This window comes from Brevibacillus reuszeri (genome assembly GCF_001187725.1).
In the GTDB taxonomy this organism is placed as follows: Bacteria; Bacillota; Bacilli; order Brevibacillales; family Brevibacillaceae; genus Brevibacillus; species Brevibacillus reuszeri.
The window spans coordinates 456,210-480,123 of the sequence record NZ_LGIQ01000011.1 but is presented as its reverse complement, the minus strand read 5'-3'; the positions used below and the strand labels follow the sequence as shown (position 1 = coordinate 480,123).

The 23,914-nt window shown below is 48.0% G+C and carries 24 protein-coding genes; 17 read left to right on the top strand and 7 right to left on the bottom strand.

From position 1 onward, the window contains the following. The first annotated feature begins 101 nt into the window (after window positions 1-101). The 3 genes from ADS79_RS27175 (at window position 102) to ADS79_RS27165 (ending at window position 3,145) form a co-directional block, all read left to right on the top strand. Window positions 102-683 carry an RNA polymerase sigma factor gene (locus ADS79_RS27175; protein WP_049741583.1) on the top strand — a complete coding sequence of 194 codons (582 nt, stop codon included), beginning with the start codon at window positions 102-104 and terminating at the stop codon, window positions 681-683. Continuing rightward, window positions 658-1,557 carry a DUF4367 domain-containing protein gene (locus ADS79_RS27170; RefSeq protein ID WP_049741582.1) on the top strand — a complete coding sequence of 300 codons (900 nt, stop codon included), beginning with the start codon at window positions 658-660 and terminating at the stop codon, window positions 1,555-1,557. The genes ADS79_RS27175 and ADS79_RS27170 overlap by 26 nt, the downstream gene beginning before the upstream one ends. Before the next feature lie 100 nt (window positions 1,558-1,657). After that, complete coding sequence (locus ADS79_RS27165) at window positions 1,658-3,145, top strand: DUF4153 domain-containing protein (protein WP_049741581.1); 1,488 nt, start codon at window positions 1,658-1,660, stop codon at window positions 3,143-3,145. Between the two features lie 17 nt (window positions 3,146-3,162). Here ADS79_RS27165 and ADS79_RS27160 read toward each other — a convergent pair whose 3' ends face one another. Continuing rightward, entirely contained in the window at window positions 3,163-3,744 is a 582-nt protein-coding gene (locus ADS79_RS27160; protein WP_049741580.1) for a hypothetical protein, read from the bottom strand. Between the two features lie 52 nt (window positions 3,745-3,796). Here ADS79_RS27160 and ADS79_RS27155 point away from each other — a divergent pair, with 52 nt between their 5' ends. After that, window positions 3,797-4,615 (top strand): metallophosphoesterase, encoded by an 819-nt coding sequence (locus tag ADS79_RS27155; RefSeq protein ID WP_049741579.1) that lies wholly within the window; start codon window positions 3,797-3,799, stop codon window positions 4,613-4,615. A gap of 79 nt (window positions 4,616-4,694) precedes the next feature. Here ADS79_RS27155 and ADS79_RS27150 read toward each other — a convergent pair whose 3' ends face one another. Continuing rightward, a complete protein-coding gene (locus ADS79_RS27150; protein ID WP_049741578.1) occupies window positions 4,695-6,137 on the bottom strand; it encodes a M20 family metallopeptidase in 1,443 nt (480 codons plus the stop codon). Window positions 6,138-6,179: 42 nt separating this feature from the next. Continuing rightward, window positions 6,180-7,421, bottom strand: coding sequence for an MFS transporter (locus tag ADS79_RS27145; protein WP_049741577.1), 1,242 nt, complete (start codon window positions 7,419-7,421; stop codon window positions 6,180-6,182). A gap of 246 nt (window positions 7,422-7,667) precedes the next feature. On the opposite strand from ADS79_RS27145, the gene ADS79_RS27140 reads away from it, so the two are divergent. From ADS79_RS27140 to ADS79_RS27130, 3 genes are all read left to right on the top strand, one after another. Next, window positions 7,668-8,981: an HTH domain-containing protein gene (locus ADS79_RS27140; RefSeq protein WP_049741576.1), complete on the top strand. Its 1,314-nt coding sequence runs from the start codon at window positions 7,668-7,670 to the stop codon at window positions 8,979-8,981. A 131-nt stretch (window positions 8,982-9,112) separates the two neighbouring features. Next, window positions 9,113-9,499, top strand: coding sequence for a cupredoxin domain-containing protein (locus tag ADS79_RS27135; protein WP_049741575.1), 387 nt, complete (start codon window positions 9,113-9,115; stop codon window positions 9,497-9,499). Window positions 9,500-9,868: 369 nt separating this feature from the next. Beyond that, complete coding sequence (locus tag ADS79_RS27130) at window positions 9,869-10,396, top strand: hypothetical protein (protein WP_049741574.1); 528 nt, start codon at window positions 9,869-9,871, stop codon at window positions 10,394-10,396. Between the two features lie 42 nt (window positions 10,397-10,438). Here the strand turns inward: ADS79_RS27130 and ADS79_RS27125 are convergent, their stop codons facing one another. After that, a complete protein-coding gene (locus tag ADS79_RS27125) occupies window positions 10,439-10,714 on the bottom strand; it encodes a hypothetical protein (RefSeq protein ID WP_049741573.1) in 276 nt (91 codons plus the stop codon). 139 nt (window positions 10,715-10,853) lie between these two features. Continuing rightward, complete coding sequence (locus ADS79_RS27120) at window positions 10,854-11,855, bottom strand: NAD(P)/FAD-dependent oxidoreductase (RefSeq protein WP_174769632.1); 1,002 nt, start codon at window positions 11,853-11,855, stop codon at window positions 10,854-10,856. A gap of 359 nt (window positions 11,856-12,214) precedes the next feature. Between ADS79_RS27120 and ADS79_RS27115 the strand changes: the two genes are divergently transcribed. The 4 genes from ADS79_RS27115 (at window position 12,215) to ADS79_RS35375 (ending at window position 14,547) form a co-directional block, all read left to right on the top strand. After that, entirely contained in the window at window positions 12,215-13,405 is a 1,191-nt protein-coding gene (locus ADS79_RS27115; protein WP_049741571.1) for an NAD(P)/FAD-dependent oxidoreductase, read from the top strand. A gap of 4 nt (window positions 13,406-13,409) precedes the next feature. Beyond that, on the top strand, window positions 13,410-13,661 hold the full coding sequence (locus ADS79_RS27110; RefSeq protein WP_049741570.1) for a hypothetical protein: 252 nt from the start codon (window positions 13,410-13,412) through the stop codon (window positions 13,659-13,661). A 66-nt stretch (window positions 13,662-13,727) separates the two neighbouring features. Then, the gene (locus tag ADS79_RS27105; RefSeq protein WP_049741569.1) at window positions 13,728-14,204 is read left to right on the top strand and encodes an NUDIX domain-containing protein; all 477 of its coding nucleotides are present in this window, start codon (window positions 13,728-13,730) and stop codon (window positions 14,202-14,204) included. Between the two features lie 202 nt (window positions 14,205-14,406). Further along, complete coding sequence (locus tag ADS79_RS35375; protein ID WP_161807323.1) at window positions 14,407-14,547, top strand: YuiA family protein; 141 nt, start codon at window positions 14,407-14,409, stop codon at window positions 14,545-14,547. A gap of 75 nt (window positions 14,548-14,622) precedes the next feature. Here ADS79_RS35375 and ADS79_RS27100 read toward each other — a convergent pair whose 3' ends face one another. Continuing rightward, on the bottom strand, window positions 14,623-16,338 hold the full coding sequence (locus ADS79_RS27100; RefSeq protein ID WP_049741568.1) for a peptide ABC transporter substrate-binding protein: 1,716 nt from the start codon (window positions 16,336-16,338) through the stop codon (window positions 14,623-14,625). Window positions 16,339-16,475: 137 nt separating this feature from the next. Here ADS79_RS27100 and ADS79_RS27095 point away from each other — a divergent pair, with 137 nt between their 5' ends. The 6 genes from ADS79_RS27095 (at window position 16,476) to ADS79_RS27070 (ending at window position 23,021) form a co-directional block, all read left to right on the top strand. Continuing rightward, window positions 16,476-17,555, top strand: a complete 1,080-nt coding sequence (locus ADS79_RS27095) for a M24 family metallopeptidase (protein ID WP_049741567.1) — start codon at window positions 16,476-16,478, stop codon at window positions 17,553-17,555. A 244-nt stretch (window positions 17,556-17,799) separates the two neighbouring features. After that, window positions 17,800-18,726: an oligopeptide ABC transporter permease gene (opp3b, locus tag ADS79_RS27090; protein ID WP_049741566.1), complete on the top strand. Its 927-nt coding sequence runs from the start codon at window positions 17,800-17,802 to the stop codon at window positions 18,724-18,726. After that, window positions 18,726-19,751, top strand: a complete 1,026-nt coding sequence (gene opp3C, locus ADS79_RS27085) for an oligopeptide ABC transporter permease (RefSeq protein ID WP_049741565.1) — start codon at window positions 18,726-18,728, stop codon at window positions 19,749-19,751. The genes opp3b and opp3C overlap by 1 nt, the downstream gene beginning before the upstream one ends. A 15-nt stretch (window positions 19,752-19,766) precedes the next feature. Next, window positions 19,767-21,770 (top strand): ABC transporter ATP-binding protein, encoded by a 2,004-nt coding sequence (locus ADS79_RS36510; protein WP_084766092.1) that lies wholly within the window; start codon window positions 19,767-19,769, stop codon window positions 21,768-21,770. A gap of 181 nt (window positions 21,771-21,951) precedes the next feature. Then, on the top strand, window positions 21,952-22,212 hold the full coding sequence (locus ADS79_RS27075; protein ID WP_049741564.1) for a YuiB family protein: 261 nt from the start codon (window positions 21,952-21,954) through the stop codon (window positions 22,210-22,212). A gap of 191 nt (window positions 22,213-22,403) precedes the next feature. Next, on the top strand, window positions 22,404-23,021 hold the full coding sequence (locus ADS79_RS27070) for a 3D domain-containing protein (protein WP_049741563.1): 618 nt from the start codon (window positions 22,404-22,406) through the stop codon (window positions 23,019-23,021). Window positions 23,022-23,138: 117 nt separating this feature from the next. Here the strand turns inward: ADS79_RS27070 and ADS79_RS27065 are convergent, their stop codons facing one another. Further along, complete coding sequence (locus tag ADS79_RS27065; RefSeq protein WP_049741562.1) at window positions 23,139-23,906, bottom strand: cobalamin-binding protein; 768 nt, start codon at window positions 23,904-23,906, stop codon at window positions 23,139-23,141. Between the last annotated feature and the right edge of the window lie 8 nt (window positions 23,907-23,914).

The following is a 23,914-nucleotide window of genomic DNA, read 5'->3' as shown; positions in this document are numbered from 1 at the left end:
TCGGGGAGGTCTTTTTTTTGTTTGATCAGAAAAAATGGTTTTTAAAGTGTCACAAAATGGTTTTGTTGTTTGTTATACATGTCAATCGGAGGTGAGCAGGCTTGGACAAGAACGATTTGGAACGAGCGATAAAGGAGGTAAAGGCAGGAGATATAGATCAGTTCGGAGTCATCATCGATGCCATGCAAAAGCCGTTATTTGTCTATTGCTATCATATGCTCGGACATAGACAAGAGGCCGAGGACGCGGTGCAGGAGGTATTTTTCAAAGCCTATGAGCAAATCGACACGTATCGCAGTGTGGTTTCGTTTTCGGCATGGCTGTACAAAATTGCCTATCATCATTGTCTGAATCAGCTAAAAAGAGCGAAGCTGGGGCGCATTGTTACCTTTTTGAAAACGGGACTTCCTACGGTCAGCCATCATGAAGGTGAGAGGCGAATCGATCAGGAGTATTTGAGCAATCCATTGCATCAAGCCTTGTTAAAGCTATCCGCAAGCGAGCGCAATCTCGTCATTTTGCGTGTCGTCGAAGACAAGAACTATGACGAGCTATCCATACTGTTCAATAAAAAACCGGCAGCGCTGCGAAAGCAGTTTGAACGGGCCTTGAAAAAATGTAAGTCGCACATGCTCACAGTAGAAGGTGGTGATGATCATGACACGATCTCAGCAGTCCAGTGAATGGAAACGACAACTGATGGATGTGGTTGACGATGACTTCGATGTCAAAGATCAGGTCCTTCAAAAATTGCATGAACGAAAAAAACAAAGGGAGGCAATCTCAGTGAAAAAACGAATCGGGTTAATTGTTGCTGCTACGCTTGTGCTTGGGGGGACGACTGCATTTGCAGCCATGAAGGTGTATGAATTGAAGAATGACCAAGGAGAAGCAGTGGTGAGAATAAATGAGACTACTGAGTCGAAACGTGAATATTCTGGCAACAGAATTGAAATCGTGAACCAAATTCGCGAAAACTTACAGCCGGGAGCAAGGGTAGCGGTCTATATTGCTGGACCAGATAATCCGGATAAAAATGTAAGCTTTATGGAAATTCCGAGTTTTATATCAGTTCAATCTGAGTTACAAACGAAGGTAGGTACCTTTTTTGAAATACCTGAAGAGCTTGTTGGAGGATATAAATTTGCTGAGGGACATATTAATCATCAATTGAGCGGTAGCATGCAGGAGCTGTTTGACGAAATGATCAAGGAAGCCGAACGGGACAATAAGAATGTGGTTGTTCGAGAATTGCCTGCCAATCCCAACGTTCAATACTTGTATCTAACGTACAAGCACAACAAAGGAGAGGTCATGCTCACCCTGACCAATTTTGAAAATATGAAATGGGTAAGTGATGAGGCGGGCCCTGATGAAACGGTGGAAAAGGTAACCGTACAGAAAAAAGAAGCGTTGTATCACGTACGTAAGCTAAAGGACAAGGAAGCAAAGTACGTTCAATTTTACCAAGATGATAAAAAGAGACTGATAGAAGTCAGAACGATGGAGCCTGACATAACCAAGGAGGATTTATTGAAGATTGCCGAAAAGCTGTAAGCGTATCCTTTCCATCATCTTCCACGTACTTACAAGGGCAGTTCCTATGGGACTGCTCTTTTCGCTTTTACATGATCGTGTACATAAGGAGTGAAACACAGTGGCGGATGGGATACAGGGACTGGCAGGTTATCGGAGGCTGTTTTGGGGAGCGCTTTGCATCGGCTTTCTCGGCGATTTCTTGTTTTACGGAAAAGCGTTTGGCATTTCCTATCCACTATTTTTGCTTGCGATGTATGCTCTTTTTTTCTGGCGAGCACGTAAGCGTATTCCATTGACGATAACATCAGGACATGCTTTTGCATGGCTATTGACTGTGCCGATTCTCATGCTGACATTTACGTTTTTTCTGTATGCCAATGAATTTTTTCACTTGATCAATTTTGTGCTGGTAGCGTTTTTGTTCGTTGTTCAGACGATGCTGCTTACTGAAAGGCACCACTCGAAATGGTACACGCTTGGCTTTGTAGGAGAAGTCTTGGAAGCTGTGCTGCTTTATACACTGAAGTACGCGCGATTGCCGTTTGTGATGGCAAAGGAATGGATCAAGGCCAGAGTGGATCGCGAAAAATATGGTGTCATGACAAAGGTGCTTGCGGGGATGGGGATCTCATTGCCGATCCTATTAGTAGTGCTCGGATTGTTATCACACGCGGACTCGGTGTTTAGCTACTTTTTAACGGAAATTCCGAGCATGCTGTTTGACTGGGATACGGCTGAGCTGTTATTTCGCTTGTTTTTGATCGGTCTGTTTGCTCTCGTCTTCTTCGGGTATTTGTATACGTTATTTGGACCACGGGAGGCGACAGTAGCACTCCCAGTGAAGGAAGGAGAGAAGAACAAGATCGTCTGGGACGGCATTATTTTGGTAACCCTCTTGACGATCATCAATGTGGTGTATGCTGCGTTTGTCTTTATCCAAATCTCATATTTGTTTAGCGGTCAGGAGACGGTACTTCCAGCCGAGATGACGTATGCCGAATACGCCAAGAACGGATTTAATGAGCTGGTTACCGTGACGATAATCAATTTCATGATTTTGCTTAGCACGATGCATCTGGCATCACGGGCGAAGCCTCTTCTGTATCGGATGATCCAGATTTTGCTTAGCTTGCTGACCGTTTGTACGAGCTTCATGCTGTTCTCGGCATATTTTCGCCTGTCACTCTATGAGGAAGCGTATGGGTATACACATTCGCGGTTGCTCGCTCATGCGTTCATGATTTTCTTGTTCGTGCTGTTCGTGATTGCGCTGATTAAAATATGGCGCAACGGATTTTCATTGATCCGTTCTTATGCTGTCGTGGCGTTGATCGGCTATGTGGTGCTGAATTACATGAATATGGATGCGATGATCGCGAAGAACAACCTCAATCGCTACTACATGACGGGAAGTATCGATATCGAATATTTGACCAGGCTCTCGTATGACGCTGTCCCTGTCATCATGGAGCTGACCCGGGATCAATCGGTGGGAGATTCCATGCAAGATGTGCTGAAATACAAAAGAGAGGTCCTACAGGATGAAAGAAGCTGGCAGTCCTTCAATTTGGCGAAGTACCGAGCGGAGCAATATTTGCAGGAATAAACATAGCGGGGACGTCATCAAGTATTTCTCCGCTTTTTTTGGATTGCGAGAAATAAAATCGCAACACCGGCGAGAATCAAGATGCCGATCGCGCCGTACGGGATGAGTCTTTGCGTCCAGACAATTTCAACAGAATGACTGGGTGGATTACCTGACCCCAAAACCTGCAAGTCGTCAGTGGCGTTGATTAACTCTGCCGTTCGGCTGCAAATATGCGTTTCAAGCACATCTCTATCCCAATAGGAAGCGTAAACGAGGTATTCTCTCCCCACCTCAAAGGGGAAACCGCAGCTGAGACCCAAGTCCTCTGTGAAGATGAGGACTTGGGTTTGATCCATGCCCTTCCATGTAGTTTGGACGTCCAGCACAACATCGAAGCCTCCACGAACGGGCTGCTTAGAAAATGGTATCCATTCACGCCAATCATTTGTTTCTTTGACTTGGGTGACTTTTCCGGAAAAAATGGCTGGTGATTGCTGGATGGCTTCTTGGGCAGAGGGAGTGCTACAGCTGCATGCATGAGCAGGGATTCCCTGGAAAAAGAAGGAGGAGGAAACAAAGAACGCGAATAAAACGGCGAAAACGTTACGTCGTTGCAAGATTGATCACTCCCATCAACAATAAGACGAGAGGAAAAGGGGAAAGTTTCCAATGGTGATAGCTCTACTTGTACTCGCCTGTGCAGGAATAGGGACTGCATTCTGCCTTATTCACACGTTGTATGTGAAAACAACAACGATATCCACGTCAGTACCTGGCGTGCCCCGACTTACTCTCGTCCATCTTACGGATCTGCATGGACGCACACGCTTTTTAAACGGACCACTGCATCGGTTGGTCAACCGTCATCATCCTGATCTGGTGCTGGTGACAGGGGATTTGACGCAGAACAACAGTCAACTGGATGAGGTGCTGATGGAGCTGTCGCGAGTCGACAAGGGATACGGCATTTATTTCGTTCCGGGAAACTATGAACGGGAGGAAGTAAGGTGCTTTCACAAAAGGCTATATTCGGCTGAAGCTTACGCTGAGAACAAGAAGGCGTGGGCAAAGCACATGATCGTGTTGGAGTATGAAGGCCGATTGATACCGATTGGTGCGAGCCAGATTCTGATCTACGGCTTTGACAATTCTACCTACGGAAATGAACGGTATGTGTGGGACGATTCGGCGCAAGCCAGCCTGACTGTCTTTCTCGCTCATTCTCCGAATATCATTACATCGATTTATCATAATGGGCTAAAGGCCGACTTACTTTTGACGGGTCATACCCATGGTGGACAAATCCGGCTGTTTGGAAAACCGTTAGGGGGTGCGGTATACAGGCATTTTCACCTTGGACAAAAAAAGGATGAAGCGGTCGGTTTATTCAGCATCAGCCGTGGATTAGGAACAGCAAAGCTGCCTGTTCGCTTGTTCTGCTTCCCCGAAGTGACGGTCTACCAGATAAATCATCATCAGCCAGACTGAGAAGCCCTTGCTGTTGCCAAGTATGCAACGACAAGGGCTTCCTGCTTATGTTCTTTGATTGTATGTCGAGTAAAATAGCTTACCTGCGGGCTGCTGGCTTGATGTCGGCAGGAATAGGGCAGACATACGTCGTACCATCGAGCTTTTCAACAAGCTCTGCTTTTGCTTCGGCGATGAGCTCTGGGCTCAGCAACATCTCGATCGCAGTAGCCGCCATGATTTTTCCAGCGTGGAGCATGCCTTTATGTCCGATTGAGGTGCCTCCCTGGGCAACCGCTTGCCACGAGTGGAGCTGCGTACCCATAGCGAAGCAGGTTGTTGAGCATTGAACAGTCGGAATGATCCAGCTGACGTCCCCAACATCGGTAGAACCAGACATGAGTCTTGCTGCTGGCATGAGCGGCATCAAAATGCTGGACAGCTCTTGATTTTTCAATTGCTCAGACAAGTCTTTTCCTCTGGCGCCCAGCACCTTGGAAATCATTTGCAGCTCACTGTTTTTATCTGAATCAGGAATTGTCGTGCGAATTTGACGGGCGAAATCGATTTCGTTCTGGTCGAATTCAGGTACTCCCAGCTCAGTAAAGTTGCTGTACATGACGCGTTCCATCGTCTGATTCGGGATGAGATTGGAGCAGGCTTTGTCAAAAATGATATCGACAGCCGTCTCGGTCATCATGGCAGCACCGCGTGCAATTTGGCAAACGCGCTGATAAATTTCTTCTACCTGCTGTGTTTTTGGTGCGCGGATCAGGTAGAGTACATCTGCTTCCGCCTGGACGACATTCGGTGAGAAGCCACCGCTGTTGGTAATGGCGTAGTGAATACGAGCTTCAGGAATGATATGCTCGCGCAAGTAGTTGACGCCGATATTCATCAGCTCTACTGCATCCAGTGCGCTACGTCCGAGATGAGGTGCGGCTGCGGCATGAGCGGCTTTGCCCTTGAATTTGAAATAGACTTGGTAGTTGGCAAGACTGCTGACGGACATGAGTGTATTGAAGGTCTGTGGATGCCAGCAAATCGCAAAATCGGCATCATTGAACAAGCCTTCGCGGGCCATATACGCTTTTCCCGATCCGCCTTCCTCCGCTGGGCAGCCATAGTAACGCACGGTCCCTTTGATCCCGTTTTCCTCCATGTAGTGACGAATAGCGACTGCCGCTGCCAGAGAGCCTGATCCGAGCAGATTATGACCGCAGCCATGTCCGTTACCACCTGCGACAATGGGCTGATGAGTAGCATTGCCACGCTCCTGGCTCAGTCCTGAGAGGGCATCATATTCACCCAGGATGGCGATAACCGGACTGCCACTGCCATAGCTGCCGATAAAAGCGGTTTCAATTCCGGCTACGCCTTTCTCTACGGTAAAGCCTTCTGCTTCCAAGGTCTTGCAGAGCAGCTCCGCGGAACGAAACTCCTCAAATCGAGTCTCTGCATACTCCCAGATACGGTCGCTTACATTTGTGAAGAGTTCACTTTTTTGATCGATGATTTCGGCAATTCGTTGACGATTAAACATGGAGAACACCTCGCTGCTTCTCTAGATTTTTGCTATTCGCGTTTAATTGCTGGTGCTGACCTTGGCTGGTGGCTCATTTCCAACTTGTGCTGTGGTACGAAGCGTCATGCCCACTACAAATGGTATGAATACCGCAATGATCAACAACCAGAACGCTGCATCATAGGAGCCGTTGAACTGCTGAATCATAAAGCCCATGGCTGTTGGCGCGATGACCCCTGCCGTTTGTCCACCGAGATAGATCAAGCCGGACGCAGCACCGACAGAAGAAGGATCGATGTACTTCAGTGGCATTGTCAGTGTCGTGGTTACTGCTGCGGCAAGACCGACATTCGCAAGCGCTTGATAAGCGACAACCAATGTTACGGTAGGAGCTTTTGACATGAGATAAAGCGAAATGATGCCGATAAACGAACCGATTACAATTAACAGTCTTTCGCGTCCTACCATGCGTTTGTCCAGCAGCCATCCGGTGAGCAAGACCGTCACAAAGGAGAGAATCGCTGGAATCGAAGCGAGAGCACCCATGGATACCATATCAAGATGACGAACCTTTACCATGTAGGTAGGCATCCAGGACATCATGCCCCACGTCACCATCGAGATACCGAAGTAAATCGCCATCAGCTTCCAGAGCATAGAAATTTTCAACAGCTTGCGCAAAGGCAGCTTTGCAACCGTTCTCTTGGCAGCAGCAGCTTGTGATCCTGTTGGATGCAAGAATTTGGCGTACAACAGGGCGAGAATCAGACCAACTATCCCGAGAATGACGAACATCGATTGCCAGCCAAAGCTCTTGGACAAGCTGGCGGCTACCAGAGTCGCGAGTACACCACCAATGGTTGTAGCGGAGGTCAAGATGGATTTGGCGCGGGCACGCTCATGCTGTGGGAAGCTTTCGGCTACCGCAACAGAGCTGGCTGAGGGATAACTGCCTTCACCGATCCCGAACAAGAAGCGAATAATGATGAGGGAGAGGAACGACCAGGCCGTACCCGTCAGAATCGTAAACAAGGACCAGCCAACAACGGATATGATGATGACCTTGCGTGATCCGAATTTGTCAGCCAGAGTGCCCCCAATCGGCTGCATAATTGCATAACTAAGGAAGAAGCTGCTGAGAATAAGGCCAACCTGTGTTTCGGATAGACCAAACTCTTGGGAAATAGGAATGACGGCTACATTTATGGCAACTTTATCAAAATAGTTGATAATCCATCCAAGGCACAGAAGACCAAGGACCAGGTACTTGTTTTTGCTGTTTACAGTAGCAGCGGTATTCATCATAAGACCCCCTTGTTAGCGTTTTCACGGTTGTGTACAAAAAAAGCGATTCTCTATGCAGGCGAAAGGGAACACCACCACCTTATGTAAATGAGCGAAATCGTAATTTTATTTTTGGACATAATAAAGACGATTTCTAAAAATAACTTTAAAACAAACTTTTTGACATTTCAAGTCTTTTCAAAATATTTTCAAAGAGGTCTAAATCTCCTATAATGGTCAAGTGAGTGGAAGGAGGGATTTCTTATGATCCGATTGGGTGCCATTATTGCCCAGCACTCTTTAACCGAATTGGTATCGGTACCTGCGCGTGTTCAGGAAAATTGTGAGGTTGTCATGCTGCCCTATCAGCGCTTGCATGAAACGCCAGAGCTGTACAGACAAAATGAGCAAAGTGTCGACGGTTTCGTCCTAACCGAATTGGCTTATGCGTATCTCATGCAGGAGTGGGGCAGCTTCTCCATACCGACGTATACGTTTCAGATCAGTGAGCAGGAGTTTTATAAAAAGCTGTTTCAGCTGACCCTGCGGAATCGAGATATGGATTTTTCACGGGTGTATATCGACTTTATTAATCAGCAGAACAATTTTCTGGGGCTCACCGATATTTTCGAGGAAGCCGCCATGCCGTATACACTAAAAGGGTTTGTAGTAAACGATGAAATCTATGAGGCGGTACTGAATGAGCATATTCGCCTGAGGCAGGAAGGCAAAATTGACTTGTCCCTGACCCGCTTGAGCAATATCGTGCCCGAGCTGGACCGAAACGGCGTACCGCATCTGTATGTCTTCCCTTCCCCTGATTCCATCGTGTCGCAGTTTGAGCAAATCATTACGGAGCTGGCTGCTATTAAGCTGGCGGAGAGCCGCATTGCGATTGGCCATATTACGATCGGACAAGTAGGGGGAGAAAAAGAGAGCTTGAACGAGTGGGAGCTGCGGCAAATGCTGCTGCACAAATCGCTTTTGGAGTTCAGTACGGAGAAACGGGTTCCGTTTTTAATCCAAAAATCGAACAAGAGCTTTGAGATTATCAGTTCGTTTAAAGACATTAAACTGCTAACCGACAACCTCACCCAATGCTTGCTGCTTGCCTATTTGGAAAAAACGCTTCCGTTTCCCGTGCATATCGGGTGGGGCGTCGGCAACAGCATGTACAAGGCACGGACCAATGCACAAGCTGCCAATGGCATGTCTGCAGCAAATCAAACGCCAGGTACGTTCATTGTGACCGACAGTGATCAGATTATTGGACCGCTCGGCGAGGAAAATTGTCTCCACTACCGAAATCAAATGAACGACACCATCCAGCGGCTGAGCGAAGCGACAGATTTGTCTACGCTTCAGCTCCAAAAAATATTGGCGGTACTAGCCAAAACGGAGAGTAACGAGCTGACAGCCGATGAGCTTGCCTACCATCTCGGGGTCACGGTACGAAGCGCGAATCGGATGCTCAATCGACTCGAGGAAAAAGGCGTTGCCCATGTTTTGTATAAAAAACAGGAGAAGCTGCGCGGACGCCCTACGAAAATCTATCAAATTCAGCTGCCCGTCGAATAATCGAGCGAGCCTGGAAGAATGTTCATCAATCGTTAGCCAATTCGTCACCAATACGTCATGGATTCCAGATTTTGGACGACTTCTTTTCAGTACAATGGTAGTGTAGAACAAGTAGAAAGAAGGGGTCGTAAGTGAACAAAAAATGGGGTCTGTTGGTTTCAGCAGTTGCACTGTCCGCAATGTTGATGACAGCATGTGGTGGAGAAAGCAAGGATCAGGCGGCAAGCGGCAATTCCGCAACTCCTGCAGCGACATCGGGCACAGCGGTTAACATTGAAGCGAGCAACTGGAAATTCAATCAAGATACATTTGAAGTGAAGGCTGGCGAAGAGTTCACCATCAACTTCAAATCGGCTGAAGGCTTCCATGGAATCGGGATCCAAGGCCTGGATGTAGATATTCAAAAAGAAGGCAGCAAAACAATGAAGATTGATGAAGCTGGTGAATACACCATTTTTTGCAACGTTATTTGCGGACCAGACCATGGCAAAATGGTTGCGAAACTCGTTGTAAAATAAATAGCTTCCTTTCCATAAGAGCTACACTCAAACACCCAAACACTTTGGCCTGCATTGCGGGTCAGGGTGTTTTTCCATTTTCGCGGACATACTACCTGAGTAGCACATAAGCCAAGCACCCAAGGGGAGATCGCACATGTCGAAGCACAACAACAAGGATAAACGACCAACGGAGGCTTCAGCCGGATCTCGCAGTACACCTCCCAAAACGGGGGAAAATACAGGACATAACCTGCGAAAAGAAGATAAGTAATGAACAGAAAGGTTCACCTGGCGTACGCGGGTGGGCCTTTTTCACTTTTTCATACATGATTTTTCCGATTGTTGCGCATGGTAAGGAGGAAAAGGTTGTAAAAAGGAGTGAACGAAATGAAGCATTGGAAAAGAGGAATGGTAGCAGCGATCTTGGGGGTGAGCATGGCGCTTCCAGGTGTCGTTCAGGCAGCATCGCATTCAGCGCTTTCTTATTCAATGGATAGCGTGAAGCCATCGCACCGAGATCACGGCGATCACGCCAAAAAGTTTCACGGCATGCACAGTGGCGCACACCAAAAAATGTACATGACCTTGCTGGCTGAAAAGTATACACCAAATAGTGTGGGAGAATGGCAAGCCGCTTTCAAGGAAAGAGAGCGTCTGATGAATGAGCTCGAAGCAGCCCGCAGTGCCAATAGTGACGATCCGAAAGAAAAGAAAATGGATGAGCAAGGCAAAAATGATGACAATGATGCGAGACGTGCACGCATGGAGCAGTACAAGCAGACTCGCGAGGAATTCAATGCAGCGATTGAGTCTGGTGATGCAGCGAAAATCAAAGAAACACTGCCAAAAATGCTGGAGCAGCTGAAATCAAAAAATGAGCGCCTGGCACAGAAGCTAAAGGAAAAAAAGAAGTAGCCAACAAGGGAGAAAAGGACGTGACCAAGAGGCACGTCCTTTTTACGTGAATAGCTGCTCCAGCATAGCGGGTGTCCATTCCTGCACAATGATCATATGCTCCTCCTGACAGTGGGGGCACCAGCCTGTATGCAGGCATTGATGATTGTGACGATCCGGATAGCCATTGTCCATTTTTGCATCATCTATTTCACGGTACGGACTGTAATCCCCATAGTAGTCATACAGCCTACCCGCATCTGACAGTAGCTGTCCGCAGCGAGGGCATTCTTTAGCAAGAGCTGCAAGTCCGTTGCAAGCCGGGCACAAATAATTCATGGCGACTCTCCTCCTCGGAGGTTTGGGATCATCTCCTACTGTGCGCTTGAACCAGACACGCTATGCAAGTGCAGAATAAGAGGAACGAACAAAAAATCCCTGTATGTACTTGAATCAGCAGCAAACAGGGATTGCGTTGTTATGCTTTAAAATTGTCCATGCTCGACGAGTGACCAGGCTGTAGCTTTGCATCTGGATTGAAATACGAAACTGCGTTGTTTACGGCTGTAGGTGCTTCTCCGAAACCGACGGCAATCAGCTTTACCTTACCTGGATACGTAGCGATGTCTCCGGCAGCGAAAATGCCCGGAATGTTCGATTCCATACGCGTGTTCACGACAATCGAACCTTTTTCCAGCTCGAGTCCCCAATTTTTAATCGGACCGAGCGAGGAAATGAAGCCAAAGTTAACGATGACAGCATCGACTTCCAATTCGACTACTTCCTTGGTCGTGCTATTTTCTAATGTGAGTCGTTCAATCTTGTCTTCACCGTGCAAGGCTGTTAATTCGTAAGGAGTTGATACTTTTACTTTGGATGCCATGAGCATTTCTACGCTGTGTTCATGAGCACGGAATTTGTCTCTGCGATGGATGAGGTGTACTTCTTTGGCTATTGGTTCGAGCATCAGGGACCAGTCCAGTGCGGAGTCGCCACCGCCAAAAACGGCAACGCGCTGACCCTTGAAGGAGTTCAGATCGGTAACAAAGTAGTGCAGATTGGATTTTTCGTATTTGACGGCATCTGGATGTTCCAGTCTGCGGGGTTCAAAAGCACCTACACCTGCCGTGATGATTACAGATTTGGAGTAGTGCGTGCCTTTGTCCGTTGTGATTTCAAACACATCGTCCGCTTTTTTCTCGACGTTTTCCACTTTTTCTTCCAGGCAAACCGTTTGCTGAAAGCGTGAAATCTGATCTTTCAGATTATTGATTAAATCTTGTGCTAAAACCTTTGGAAATCCGGCTACATCGTATATGTATTTCTCCGGATAAAGAGCAGACAATTGCCCACCGAGTTGGGGCATGCTCTCAATGATTTTTACACTTGCCTGGCGCATGCCACCGTAAAAAGCAGTGAACAATCCGGCCGGGCCTCCACCAATGATCGTAATGTCGTAGATTTGCTCGTCCTTTTGCAGAAAATTCAATCCAAAGCACCTCCGAATATTCGTGAAACGAACTCAAACTCCATTATACCTTATTTTTCCGATTGAAAAAAAGCAGGTAAAATTCGGTTCGATAGGCAAAAAACCCTTGCAAATCAATTCGGCACCCGATAAGATGAGGGGGAATGTAATAATATTGTCACATTTTTTTCTGGGTTTGTGCTTTTTTTCACAGATCGCTTCATACAACGTAGCAGAGGCAATGATTCTTGTCGTTCCTTCATATTTTATTTTTGGGCATCTTAATATGTAACCAGCTACGTGAAATTTCGCACAAACTTCCTTATTTATGTATTTTTCCTTACTATTAATGATGAATGGAAGGGATACCGATGAGTACACCCAAAATCCTCATTCTGGGTGCAGGCTACGGTGGATTGATCACCACCCTGCAGCTGCAAAAAAGGCTGAACTACAATGAAGCGGAAATCACCTTGGTAAACAAACACAACTATCACTATATTACAACCTGGCTGCATGAGCCTGCGGCAGGAACAGCTTCGGCAGATCATGCGCGAGTGAGTCTGGATGGCATTTTGAACAAAGACAAGGTCCATTTTGTAAAAGGCACCGTGCAATCGATTCAATCGGAAGCACAGACAGTCACTTTGGAAAATGGAGATGTCCTAAGCTATGACTACCTCGTGATTGGCCTTGGAAGTGAGCCGGAAACATTCGGCATCGAGGGCTTGAAGGAGCACGCTTTCAGCATTCGCAGCATCAATGCGGTGCGCAACATTCGCGAGCATATCGAGTACATGTTTTCCAAGTATAAAAACGAGCCGGACCGCACGGATTATCTGACTTTTATCGTCGGGGGAGCGGGCTTTACGGGTATCGAATTTTGCGGGGAGCTTGGGGATCGCTTGCCAGAGCTTTGCGAGGAATTCGACGTAGATCCAGAGCTGGTAAAGGTCTATTGCATCGAGGCGGCGCCTACAGCACTGCCTGGCTTTGATCCTGAGCTGGTAGGCTACGCAATGGATGTGCTGGAGCGCAAAGGGATTGAGTTCAAGATCGCGACTCCGATCAAGCAATGTACAGAAGATGGCGTACTGCTTGCAAACGGCGAAGAGATCAAGTCCAAAACAGTCATCTGGGCAGCGGGTGTGCGTGGAAACAGCCTCGTCGAAAAAGCGGGCTTTGAAGTGATGCGCGGCCGTGTCAAGGTCGACGAATATTTGCGAGCGCCTGGACATGAAAACGTATTTGTCGTTGGTGATTGCGCCCTCATTTTCAATGAAGAAGGACGTCCTTACCCGCCAACCGCACAAATCGCTGTGCAGGAAGGCGAAACCTTGGGCGACAATTTAGCAGCAATGATTCGTGGAGAACTCACCCAAAAGTTTATCCCTCATTTGCAGGGAACACTCGCATCCTTGGGAAAAGGTGAAGGCATCGGCCAGGTTGGTTCGAAAAAGCTGTTTGGCAGCACAGCAGCCATGATGAAAAAAGCGAGCGATTTGCGTTACCTGTACAAAATCGGTGGCGTTGGCCTCGCACTGAAGAAAGTAAAGCTGTAGACTTATGCGTCACGCGAGTATACAGGTTCGAGGGCTGATGACCCGCGAAGAGATGGAACGCTACAATGCCATGATGGAAGTGGGCGCCTTTTTGGAAGAACAGGGCAGACACGACCTGGCTTGGAATGTGCAGCGCGAAGTGGATATTCTCATCCTGCCTGCTATCGACCGGCTCAAGGAAAAGGGCCGGGAGAGGGACAGAGAAAATCTGCGCTATATGATTGACAACGGTTTGCTGGATGACGAGGATGATTAAAACGATTGGGTGCCCCCGGTGAATGAGCCGGGGGTTTCGTGTAGGTGAGAAAGGGAGCGGGTAGGCATGAGAGAAGGAAAAGTATGGCTGGGTGCATGTGGAATCGTGATTCGGGATGAGGAGGCTCTTGTCGTCAAGAAAGCGTATAGTGGTCTGAAGGGACAGTGGTCGTTTCCAGCCGGATTCGTTCAACAGTCTGAGACGGTAGATGAGGCAGCTGTGCGTGAAGTGCTGGAGGAAACAGGTGTACAGGCCATCGTCCGGCATGTGGCGGGAATACGATCCGGTGTCATTAAAGAAAGCATTAGCGATAACATGGTCGTTTTTTGGATGGATTATGTGAGCGGGGAGCCGCGTCCGCAGGAGGGTGAGATTGATGAGGCGAGATTCATGCCGATCAATGAACTGCTGCACGATCCGCTATCTTCTACATACTTAAAAATTATATTGCCAGGATATAAAACTCGGGAGCAAGGCATGCCAGGGCATACTTACGAGATTGATCCTGTCTTTCAGTACACCTCCTATAAAATCTTCAAGTAACAGAGGGACTTACGAGCTAAAATAGTGAGAATGAAAAAGATAAACCGTGATGTTTCCGCTTACATCATGGTTTTTTTGCGTTTTTTCCGTTGGAAAGCTGTTGTCTAATTTATAAATATTCTGATATAGTTAGATACATCTAAATTATCTGAATATACATGCAATTACCTACGACGCATGTGTATCGAAAGGGGAGCTCATCATGAGACAAAAACAAGAACAATGCCCGTATTGTGATGGTCAAGGGTATTTCCAGTTGCTCCTGGGGGGCTCGGAAAATTGCCCAAACTGTGATGGAGCAGGTACACATGCTCAAGCGGAAGCCGTATCTTCTAACAAATAATGACTGTCTTGCATAGGAAAGAAAACCGTCAGGGTAAGCAATTGCCCCGACGGTTTTTTTGTCCTCACAAAAAACCTACTTTTTTCCTTCAATATAAGCCCATTTGTAGCTGAATGTAGAGTTAGGATGAGCGACAAAACCTTTTACGTAAGGCTTGATCAGTCGAGCGGAGGCAGCCTGATACAGAGGGGAGATCACAACCTCCTCGCCAACCAAAATCTTTTCAGCTTCTTGCAGGTTGTGAAAGCGGGCATTGATATCGGAGAAATCCGTCATGGCCAGACGAATCAGCTGATCGTACTTGGCGTTGGCAAAGCCTTGCCAGTTGTAGGCTCCATCCGATAAAAAGACGCCCAGGAAATCGACCGGGTCTTGCAGGCTGCTGCGCCAGCCGGAAAAGGACATGGCATAATTCAGCTTGCTTTCAAGCGCCAGCTTTTGCTTGTTTGGCTGCTGATTGATTTTGACAGTCAGTCCAGGCAAGCTTTTTTCCAGCTCGTTTTGGATGAATTCAGCGACCTTTTTACGCGATTCATCATCATAGCTCAAAAACTCGAGCTCGATTTGCTTCACTCCCAGCTCGGAAAGCCCCTTGTTCCAGTACTCCAATGCTTTTTCTTTGCCATCTGCGTTGAAATCACCATACTTATCGCGGAAATCCTGTCCGCCGTCCGGACTGAAGACAAACTGCTTCGGTACGAGGAAATAGGCAGGAATGGAACCGTTTTTCAACACCAGCTCCGCTGCCTGTTTTTTGTTCCAGGCCATATCGATAGCCCTGCGGATGTTCACGTTTTTCAAGTATGGATTCTTTTGGTTCAAACGAATGAAATACATTTCTGTTTTGAGTGCGGTTGTAAAGTCAGGATTGGTGTTGTACAGGTCGACTACCTCGGAGGATAGGTCTGCGACATCCAGCGCTCCGGTTTCGTACAGATTAATTCCGGTTGTCACATCCTTGACGACGTTGAAATTGATCGCTTCCATTTTGACTGATTCGGCATCCCAGTAGCCCGGATTTTTCTTAAGCACCCAGCCTTTTTCGTGCTGCCACGAATCGAGGATGAAAGGACCGTTGAACAGAAGATTTTGTGCTTCCAGGGCATACTGGTCTTTTTGCGCGTCGATGAATTCTTTATTTTGCGGAAAGTAGACGGAGCCAGTGACCAGATCGAGGAAATACGGGACGGCATGCTCCAGTGTCACGACCAGGGTGCTGGCATCAACAGCTTTTGCGCCCAGCTCCTCCACTTTTCCGTAGAGTGGATTCCCTTTTTCCTGAATGGCTTTCGCGTTTTGAATATCATCCATGAGATAGGCGTGAGGAGACAGTGTATCGGGATGCAGAGCGCGTCCCCAGGCATAGACAAAATCTTGGGCGGTTACGGGCTGGCCATTGCTCCATTTGGCATCTTGGCGCAAATGGAAGGTGTACGTTTTGCGATCCTCACTGACATCGTAACGCTCAGCAACACCGGGAGTGGGCTTGTTATCAGGAGCAAGACGGTAAAGTCCTTCATAAATGTTCATGATGATCGTTGCGGACAAGCCATCCATGATTCCGTTTGTTTTTAACGTAGGAATCTCGCCCGATGCGATTAAGTTCAGCATCTGCGGATCGCCAGCCGAGCTTTCGGTGGCAGCTGGAGTAGTCGTGGCTGGCTGTGCAGGTGTTGCCGTTTCCGTATTCGGCTTTGATTGGGTATTGCTTGTGCCTGAGCCGTAACAGCCAGTTAAGAATGAGGAAACAAGAAGAAGAAAGACCAGAATCATGCCGACGTGTCGGTTCATAAATGATCAACGCCCCTCTCGATGGAAATGGTTTCGTGATAATTTCCAAGCAATGTTCATGCCGAGCAGCATGGCATTGATATTGCAAAATGAAAAAGGGTGCATGGGCGTATCCATCTCGAAAAGGGGGAAGTTGCATGGAAAGGCTGGTACAGGTAAGGGCACGGCTTCAGGAATTGGGTGTAGACGCGATCATGATCACGAATCCGATGAGTCGTAGATATTTGTCCGGTTTTACAGGGAGCAACGGGGTCATTCTCATTTCAGAAAACGATGCCAGGCTGATTACCGACTATCGCTATTTTCAGCAGGCGAGGATGCAGGCAGAGGGCTTCGAGGTAGTGCTGCACGCGGGGCATACGGGTCATAAAGGGCTTATTTTTGACGAGGTAGCCAATCAGGTAAAGGAAATGGGGATTAGAAGGCTGGGGTTTGAGCAAGATCAACTGACATTTACGTTTTATAAAAAATGCGAGGCAGTGTTTGCAGCGGAATTAATTCCGGTTGCAGGCTTGGTGGAAAAGCTACGGACGATCAAGTCAGTTGAAGAAATTGAGCTGTTAAAAACGGCAGCACAGGTCGCGGATGCAGCATTTCTGCATGTGCTGGATGTCGTTCGGGCAGGAGTATCGGAGCTGGAGGTAGCACATGCGCTTGAAAACTATATGAAAAAACAAGGGACTGACACAACCGGCTTTTCTCCAATTGTCGCTTCCGGTTATCGTGGGGCACTCGCTCACGGTAGGGCGAGTGATAAGATCATAGAAAAAGGGGATCTTGTCACGATCGATTTTGGTTGTAACTACAAGGGCTACTGGTCGGATATTTCGCGGACGGTAGCGATCGGAGAGCCAAGCGAGCAGCTACGCGAAATCCATGCGGTCGTGCTGGAATCATTTAACCGTTGCGTACATGGATTAAAACCTGGCTTGAGCGATCAGGAAGTAGATACGTTGATGCGAGAGGTCATCAAAGAGCATGGCTTCAACGAATTGTCGGGTACAGGCACAGGCCATGGAATCGGGCTGGAGGTGCATGAAGACCCGTTTTTCTCCGTACGTCAGGTCATGTCACTTGAGCCAGGAATGGTGATTACCGTAGAGCCTGGAATCTATCTGCCGGGAGTCGGCGGTGCCAGAATAGAGGACGTAATTCTTATCACGGAGCAAGGCAGTGAAGTCTATACTCCTTCAACAAAAGAGATGCTCATTTTATAAATCAAATGGGATATGCGGTTGGCGATGGCAGGAGCAATCCTGCCATTTTTTGGCTTATGGGTGTCTAATAACGTATACAAATCGAAAAGGGATTAGACACGCTAGTGTAAAAATATTTGTACAATTCAGAAAAATGGACACAAGCTATGTATGGCACAGGGCTTGCTATTTCTTTTTAACAACGAGCTGCTGAAGAGTAGATGGTAGGATTCGATTCCAACACAAGCGAAAAGAGGTGCAAGCCATGAGGAGGTACATATTGGGCAGAATCGGGTACATCATCGTGACCTTTCTTGTTATTGCCACGTTGACGTTCCTGTTAATGCAGACATTGCCCGGATCACCATTTAACGATGAACGCTTGTCGGAGACCCAAAAACAACGTTTGGCGGAGAAATACAAGCTCGATCAGCCAGTACCTGTTCAGTATGGAAACTACATCCTGAATCTTTTGCAGGGAGATTTGGGTGATTCCTATCAGTATGATGGGCGGCCCGTAACCAAAATTATTGCGGAGCGGATTGGTCCATCCGTTGTGTTGGGTGCACAGGCTCTGCTCGTAGGAACCTTTCTTGGGCTGATTCTGGGGATATTGGCAGCACTACGGCACAATTCCATCATTGATTACGCCGCGATGGTCATTGCGGTATTGGGCTTGTCGATCCCTTCCTTTGTGTTTGCCGGTCTCTTGCAGTACTGGGTAGGAGTCAGGCTGCAATGGCTGCCCGTCGCTTTTTGGGAGGGGTTTGAGTATTCGATTTTGCCTACGCTCTCCTTGTCTGTTTTCGTGACTGCGACGATGGCCAGGTATATGAGAACGGAGATGCTGGAGGTTTTAAGTCAGGATTTTATCGTGATGGCCAGGGCAAAAGGCATGAGCAATTTTTTAATCATTATGAAGCATGGGCTGCGTAATGCAATGATCCCGATCATTACGGTGTTGGGACCGATGGCTGTCTCTCTCATGACAGGGACGCTGGTCATTGAAAAAATTTTCAGTGTTCCCGGTCTGGGCGAGCAGTTTATCAAGTCCATCCTGACAAACGACTACTCCGTAATTATGGGGGTCACCCTGTTTTATAGCATTTTGTTTATTTGCATCGTATTTGTTGTCGACATTTTATACGGCTGGATTGATCCGCGGATTCGGATGTCAGGGAGGGAGCGCTGATGCAGGCAAAGCGGTTGGAGCAGGACACGCTGCCAGATGAGCTGTTCGAGCTGGTCCATGTTGATGAGAGAAGGCTGGAAACCATTTCACGGCCACAGCTGACCTTTTGGCAGGATGCATGGCGGCGGCTGCGCAAAAACAGAGCTTCCTTTGCGGGCTTGATCATGATTGCAGTGATTTTGTTCTTTGCCTTGTTTGGTCCATATTTGAGTGGCTTCGGCTTCAACGATCAAAACATTACACGCGCGAATCTGCCGCCAAAAGTACCGGTTCTCGATCAGGTTTCGTGGCTAGGAGTGAGTGGAGTAGATATTCGTGGAATCGATCAGTACGAAAAAAAGGGTGTAACTGAATCATTCTGGTTTGGAACGGATGAGCTCGGACGTGACTTGTGGACACGCGTCTGGCAAGGAACCCGTATCTCGTTATACATTGCGATTCTTGCTGCTGGAATTGATTTGATCATCGGGGTGGCCTACGGAGGGATCTCCGCATTTTATGGGGGGCGAGTGGACAACATCATGCAGCGAATCATCGAAGTGCTCGTAGGGGTGCCGCATTTGATTGTCGTGATCCTGCTCATCATCGTGCTGGAGCCAGGAATCATTTCGATGACAATCGCTATGGTAATAACTGGATGGGTAGGTATGGCGAGGATCGTTCGTGGTCAGATTCTCAAATTAAAAAGCCAGGAATATGTGATGGCGGCACAAACGCTGGGTGCATCGGATTCGCGGCTGATCTGGAGACATTTGATCCCGAATACAATCGGACCGATCATCGTAACCACGATGTTTACGATTCCAAACGCGATTTTTGCCGAGGCGTTTCTCAGCTTTATCGGGCTTGGCTTGCAGCCACCGATTGCCTCACTGGGCACGCTTGTAAACGATGGCTTCAAGCTGCTGCGTATTTATCCTCACGCGATGATTATTTCTGCTGTGGTGATCAGTATGATCATGGTCAGCTTTAATTTGGCAGGGGATGGCTTGCGGGATGCGCTTGATCCGAAAATGCGGAAATAGAAAGGGGGAGAGACGATGGAAAACATACTGGAGGTAAACGATTTGCATGTCTCTTTTCAAACATTTTCGGGGGAGGTTCATGCGGTACGCGGCGTCAGCTTTGCCGTGAGAAAAGGAGAGACACTGGCGATTGTCGGTGAATCAGGTTCGGGGAAATCGGTGACCTCAAAAGCGATTATGAGGCTGCTGCCGACTCCTGCAGCTCAGATTAAGCAGGGTGAGATTCTGTATCAGGGTCTTGATCTGACCAAGCAAACGGAGAAAAAAATGCAGCAGATTCGCGGGGCGGATATCGCCATGATTTTTCAAGATCCGATGACCGCGCTCGACCCGACGATGAAGATTGGGAAGCAAATTACCGAGGTCATCTGTCGGCATCAAAAGCTGGGCTATCCAGAGGCTGTCCAGCGAGCCATTGAGCTGTTGACACTGACTGGCATCCCGCAGCCAAAGGAGAGACTGGAGCATTATCCTCATCAATTTTCGGGAGGAATGAGGCAGCGTGTGATGATCGCGATTGCGCTCGCCTGTAATCCGAAAATCCTTATCGCGGACGAACCGACGACTGCTTTGGATGTAACCATACAGGCACAGATTCTGGAGCTGCTAAAAGAGATACAGCAAAAGACGCAGACCTCGATCATTTTCATTACCCACGATTTGGGAGTAGTTGCACAAATGGCGGATCGGGTGGCTGTCATGTACGCGGGGAAGATCGTAGAGACAGGACAGGTGCATGAAATCTTTTATGATCCGAGACATCCGTATACATGGGGCTTGCTTGGAGCGATGCCGAGTTTGGAACGGAGGGATGGCGAGCTTATTACGATTCCAGGCTCTCCGCCCGATTTGCTTCATCCGCCCAGAGGAGACGCATTTGCTCCTCGCAATCAGTATGCGATGAAAATCGATTTTGAGCTGGAGCCGCCGATGTACAAGATTACGGACACCCATTATGCTGCGACGTGGCTTTTGCATAAAAAAGCGCCAGTAGTTGAGCGTCCCGTCGCGACCAGAAGAGGGGAACCGGCACTATCTGTACAAAAACAGCAGGGAAGTGCGCAAACGAGTAAATACCGAAAAGCCAAGCTCTTGCAGGTACAAGGACTGAAAAAGCATTTCTCGAATAAAAACCAGGTCGTGAAAGCGTTGGATGGTGTGACGTTCGATATTTATCAAGGAGAAACGTTTGGGCTTGTTGGAGAATCTGGCTGCGGCAAGTCGACCATCGGCAGGACGATTATGCGCTTGTATGAACCGACTGAAGGAGCGGTCCTCTACCAAGGGGAGGATCATGCAGCAAGTCTCAATCGCAATGAAAATAAAAGTCGTAAAAAGCGCATGCAGATGATTTTTCAAGACCCATATTCCTCTTTAAACCCGCGGATGACGGTAGCGGATATTATCGCAGAAGGGATCGACATCCATGGAATCACGGCAACGAAGCAAGATAGGCTGGAAAAGGTCTATGAACTGCTGGAGACGGTCGGTTTAAACAGAGAGCATGCCACACGCTATCCGCATGAATTCAGTGGTGGGCAACGGCAACGGATCGGGATTGCGCGGGCGCTCGCAGTCGAGCCGGAGTTTATCATCTGTGACGAGCCCATTTCCGCGCTGGATGTGTCGATCCAGGCGCAGGTTGTGAATTTGCTCAAGCGCTTGCAAAAGGAGAAAATGCTTACCTACCTGTTTATCGCCCACGATCTTTCGATGGTGAGACATATCAGTGACCGGATCGGAGTCATGCATCGCGGCAAGCTGGTGGAATTGGCGCCTAGTGATGTCTTGTATGAACAGCCGCTCCATCCGTACACGCAATCTCTTCTGTCAGCTATCCCAATGCCTGATCCTCTGTATGAAAAGGAGCGAAAGCGGATCGTATTTGATGTACAGGCATATCCCAGTGCAGGAGAGGAGCGCGTTTTTCGAGAGGTTGCGAAGGATCACTGGGTAGCTTGTACAGAAGCCGAGTTTGAACTGTATGTCAAACAGGCTGTACAAGTGCAGGTTCAATAGGTTTTATCTCTGTCTCGAGAACTTCGATCGGCCTACTGGCAGTGCGTGTTTGTAGCAGTCCGTGATATTGACCTTTCCCTGTTATTGGGCTACACTTAATAGCGAAAATAGCCCGTCCTCCCTGCATTTGCCAATGCTCTGCGCAAAAGCCGGAAGACGATGGCAGGAGGTCTAACGGTCGATGAGCTTGCTGCAATTCATGGTATCTATTGTTCTTTTTACCGTGCTCGGTTTTGGCATCGGATTTATTTTAAACATGATTTTGAAAACTACCTGGCTTCCAGTTATCATTGCGGTTGGGGTGGTCGTAGGCGCTCTCGTTTACCAAAAAATCGTGCCGGGAATTTGGGATTCGCTCATTCTCGGCTGTGGCATGATTGGTACAGTGGCGAGTGGCTGGACGATTCACACGCTTCGAAAAAAAGGATACCGGATGTTTTAATGAAACCAAGACAGACCTCGAAAAGGTCTGTTTTTTTTGGACCAAGACACCGCCAAAAGGCTTGATGCAGCAGGGTTTTTCTCCCCGTGACGTTCACCTAACATACTGAATATTTAACGAACTATCCAAAATTTGTGTATAGCTTTCTCCTCTTCGGGACATGACTAGAACCGAGAGGAGGTTTACCAGAAATGAATGGAAAGCTGTTAGTGAGTATCATCGCTCTGACAATCATGGTACTGACAAGCTTTGTAAGCGATGGATACGGCTACAATGCTGTGGGGGATCGCAGTATCCAATCCACATTTGGAGTCAGGGAAACCAAGGAGGGGCAGCATGTCAGCAAAAAACGCACCGTGTCGGCTGGCTCACTCACTCAAGTGATCGATAAAAACGAGGTACTTCTTGATCAATATCCAAAAGTTCGCGTTGTCGCCACAGGTTATTATGCCGGATACGAATCGACGGGAAAACATCCTTCCCATCCGTCTTATGGAGTTACGTATTCGGGCGTCAAGGTGCGGAGAGACGATTATTCCACGATTGCAGCCGACCTGCGGGTTTTCCCGATTGGCACGGTTTTATATATCCCTGGCTACGGTTATGGAGTTGTGGCGGATAAAGGAGGAGCGATTCGTGGAAACAAGATCGATCTTTATTTTGAAACCAAGCAAGACGTCTTTACCCAATGGGGGAAAAAGTCAGTGGATGTTTACATCGTCAGACGAGGAGATGGCAAGCTGACCGAAGCGTTCTTGAACACCCTGAATCAAAAGGGCATTGCAGCTATGGCTGAGGTCACTAATTAATTCTTTGAAAATTAAATAGCAAAAACAATGGAGAAAATGCCGCGTAGGTGGCATGAAAGAGTCAAAAGAAAAAACGTTCAAGGCGAAATGCTTTGAACGTTTTTGCGTGGATGAGGGTTACGTATGTATCAAATCTACGAGCTTCTCCAAGCCTTCAAGGATGCGTGGTGAAGGCCTGCAATAAAGCCCTTCTTCAAGCAGATGAACCTGCTTGTTGCGGATTGCCGTCACTTGCTGCCATTCCGGTCGCTCCGTAATCATCTGGGGCTTGATTCGCTTAAGCTCTATCCCGCACCAAACCACACATATATGGTCGGGATCACGCTCGGCAACCATTTCCCGGGTCGCTTTGACATTCGCTACGGGATAATCAGCAAATACATTGATGGCACCCGCAATTTCACTTACATCCGTCAGCCAGTTTTCCTGACCTGGCGTGTAGATCGGGTTGGGCCACCATTCCCAGTACAGCTTTGGACGAGTCTGCAATTTCGCTGCCTTTTGCCGGATGGTTTCCACTCTTTCGTCAAAATGAGCAGCGAGCTGTTCTGCCTTTTTTTCCGTTCCAGTCGCTTCGCCAACCAGACGAATATCTGCTGCGATTTCATGGATACGGGATGGATTCAGAACGATATGCGGGATTCCGAGTGACTGGAGTGCCTCTACGTTTTTCTCCATACCAGGTACGCTAAGCGAGGCCACAACCAGATCAGGGATGAGAGCGGCTACACGATCCATATCGATAGTCAGATCAGGTCCTACCCGTGGCAAGTGCTGCCACTGGGGAGGCCAGTCCGAATGATCGTCCAAGCCTACGACGTGCTCATCCAGTCCCAGGTAATAAAGAATTTCTGTATTGCTCGGACAGATGGAAACGATGCGCATGTCTTTCC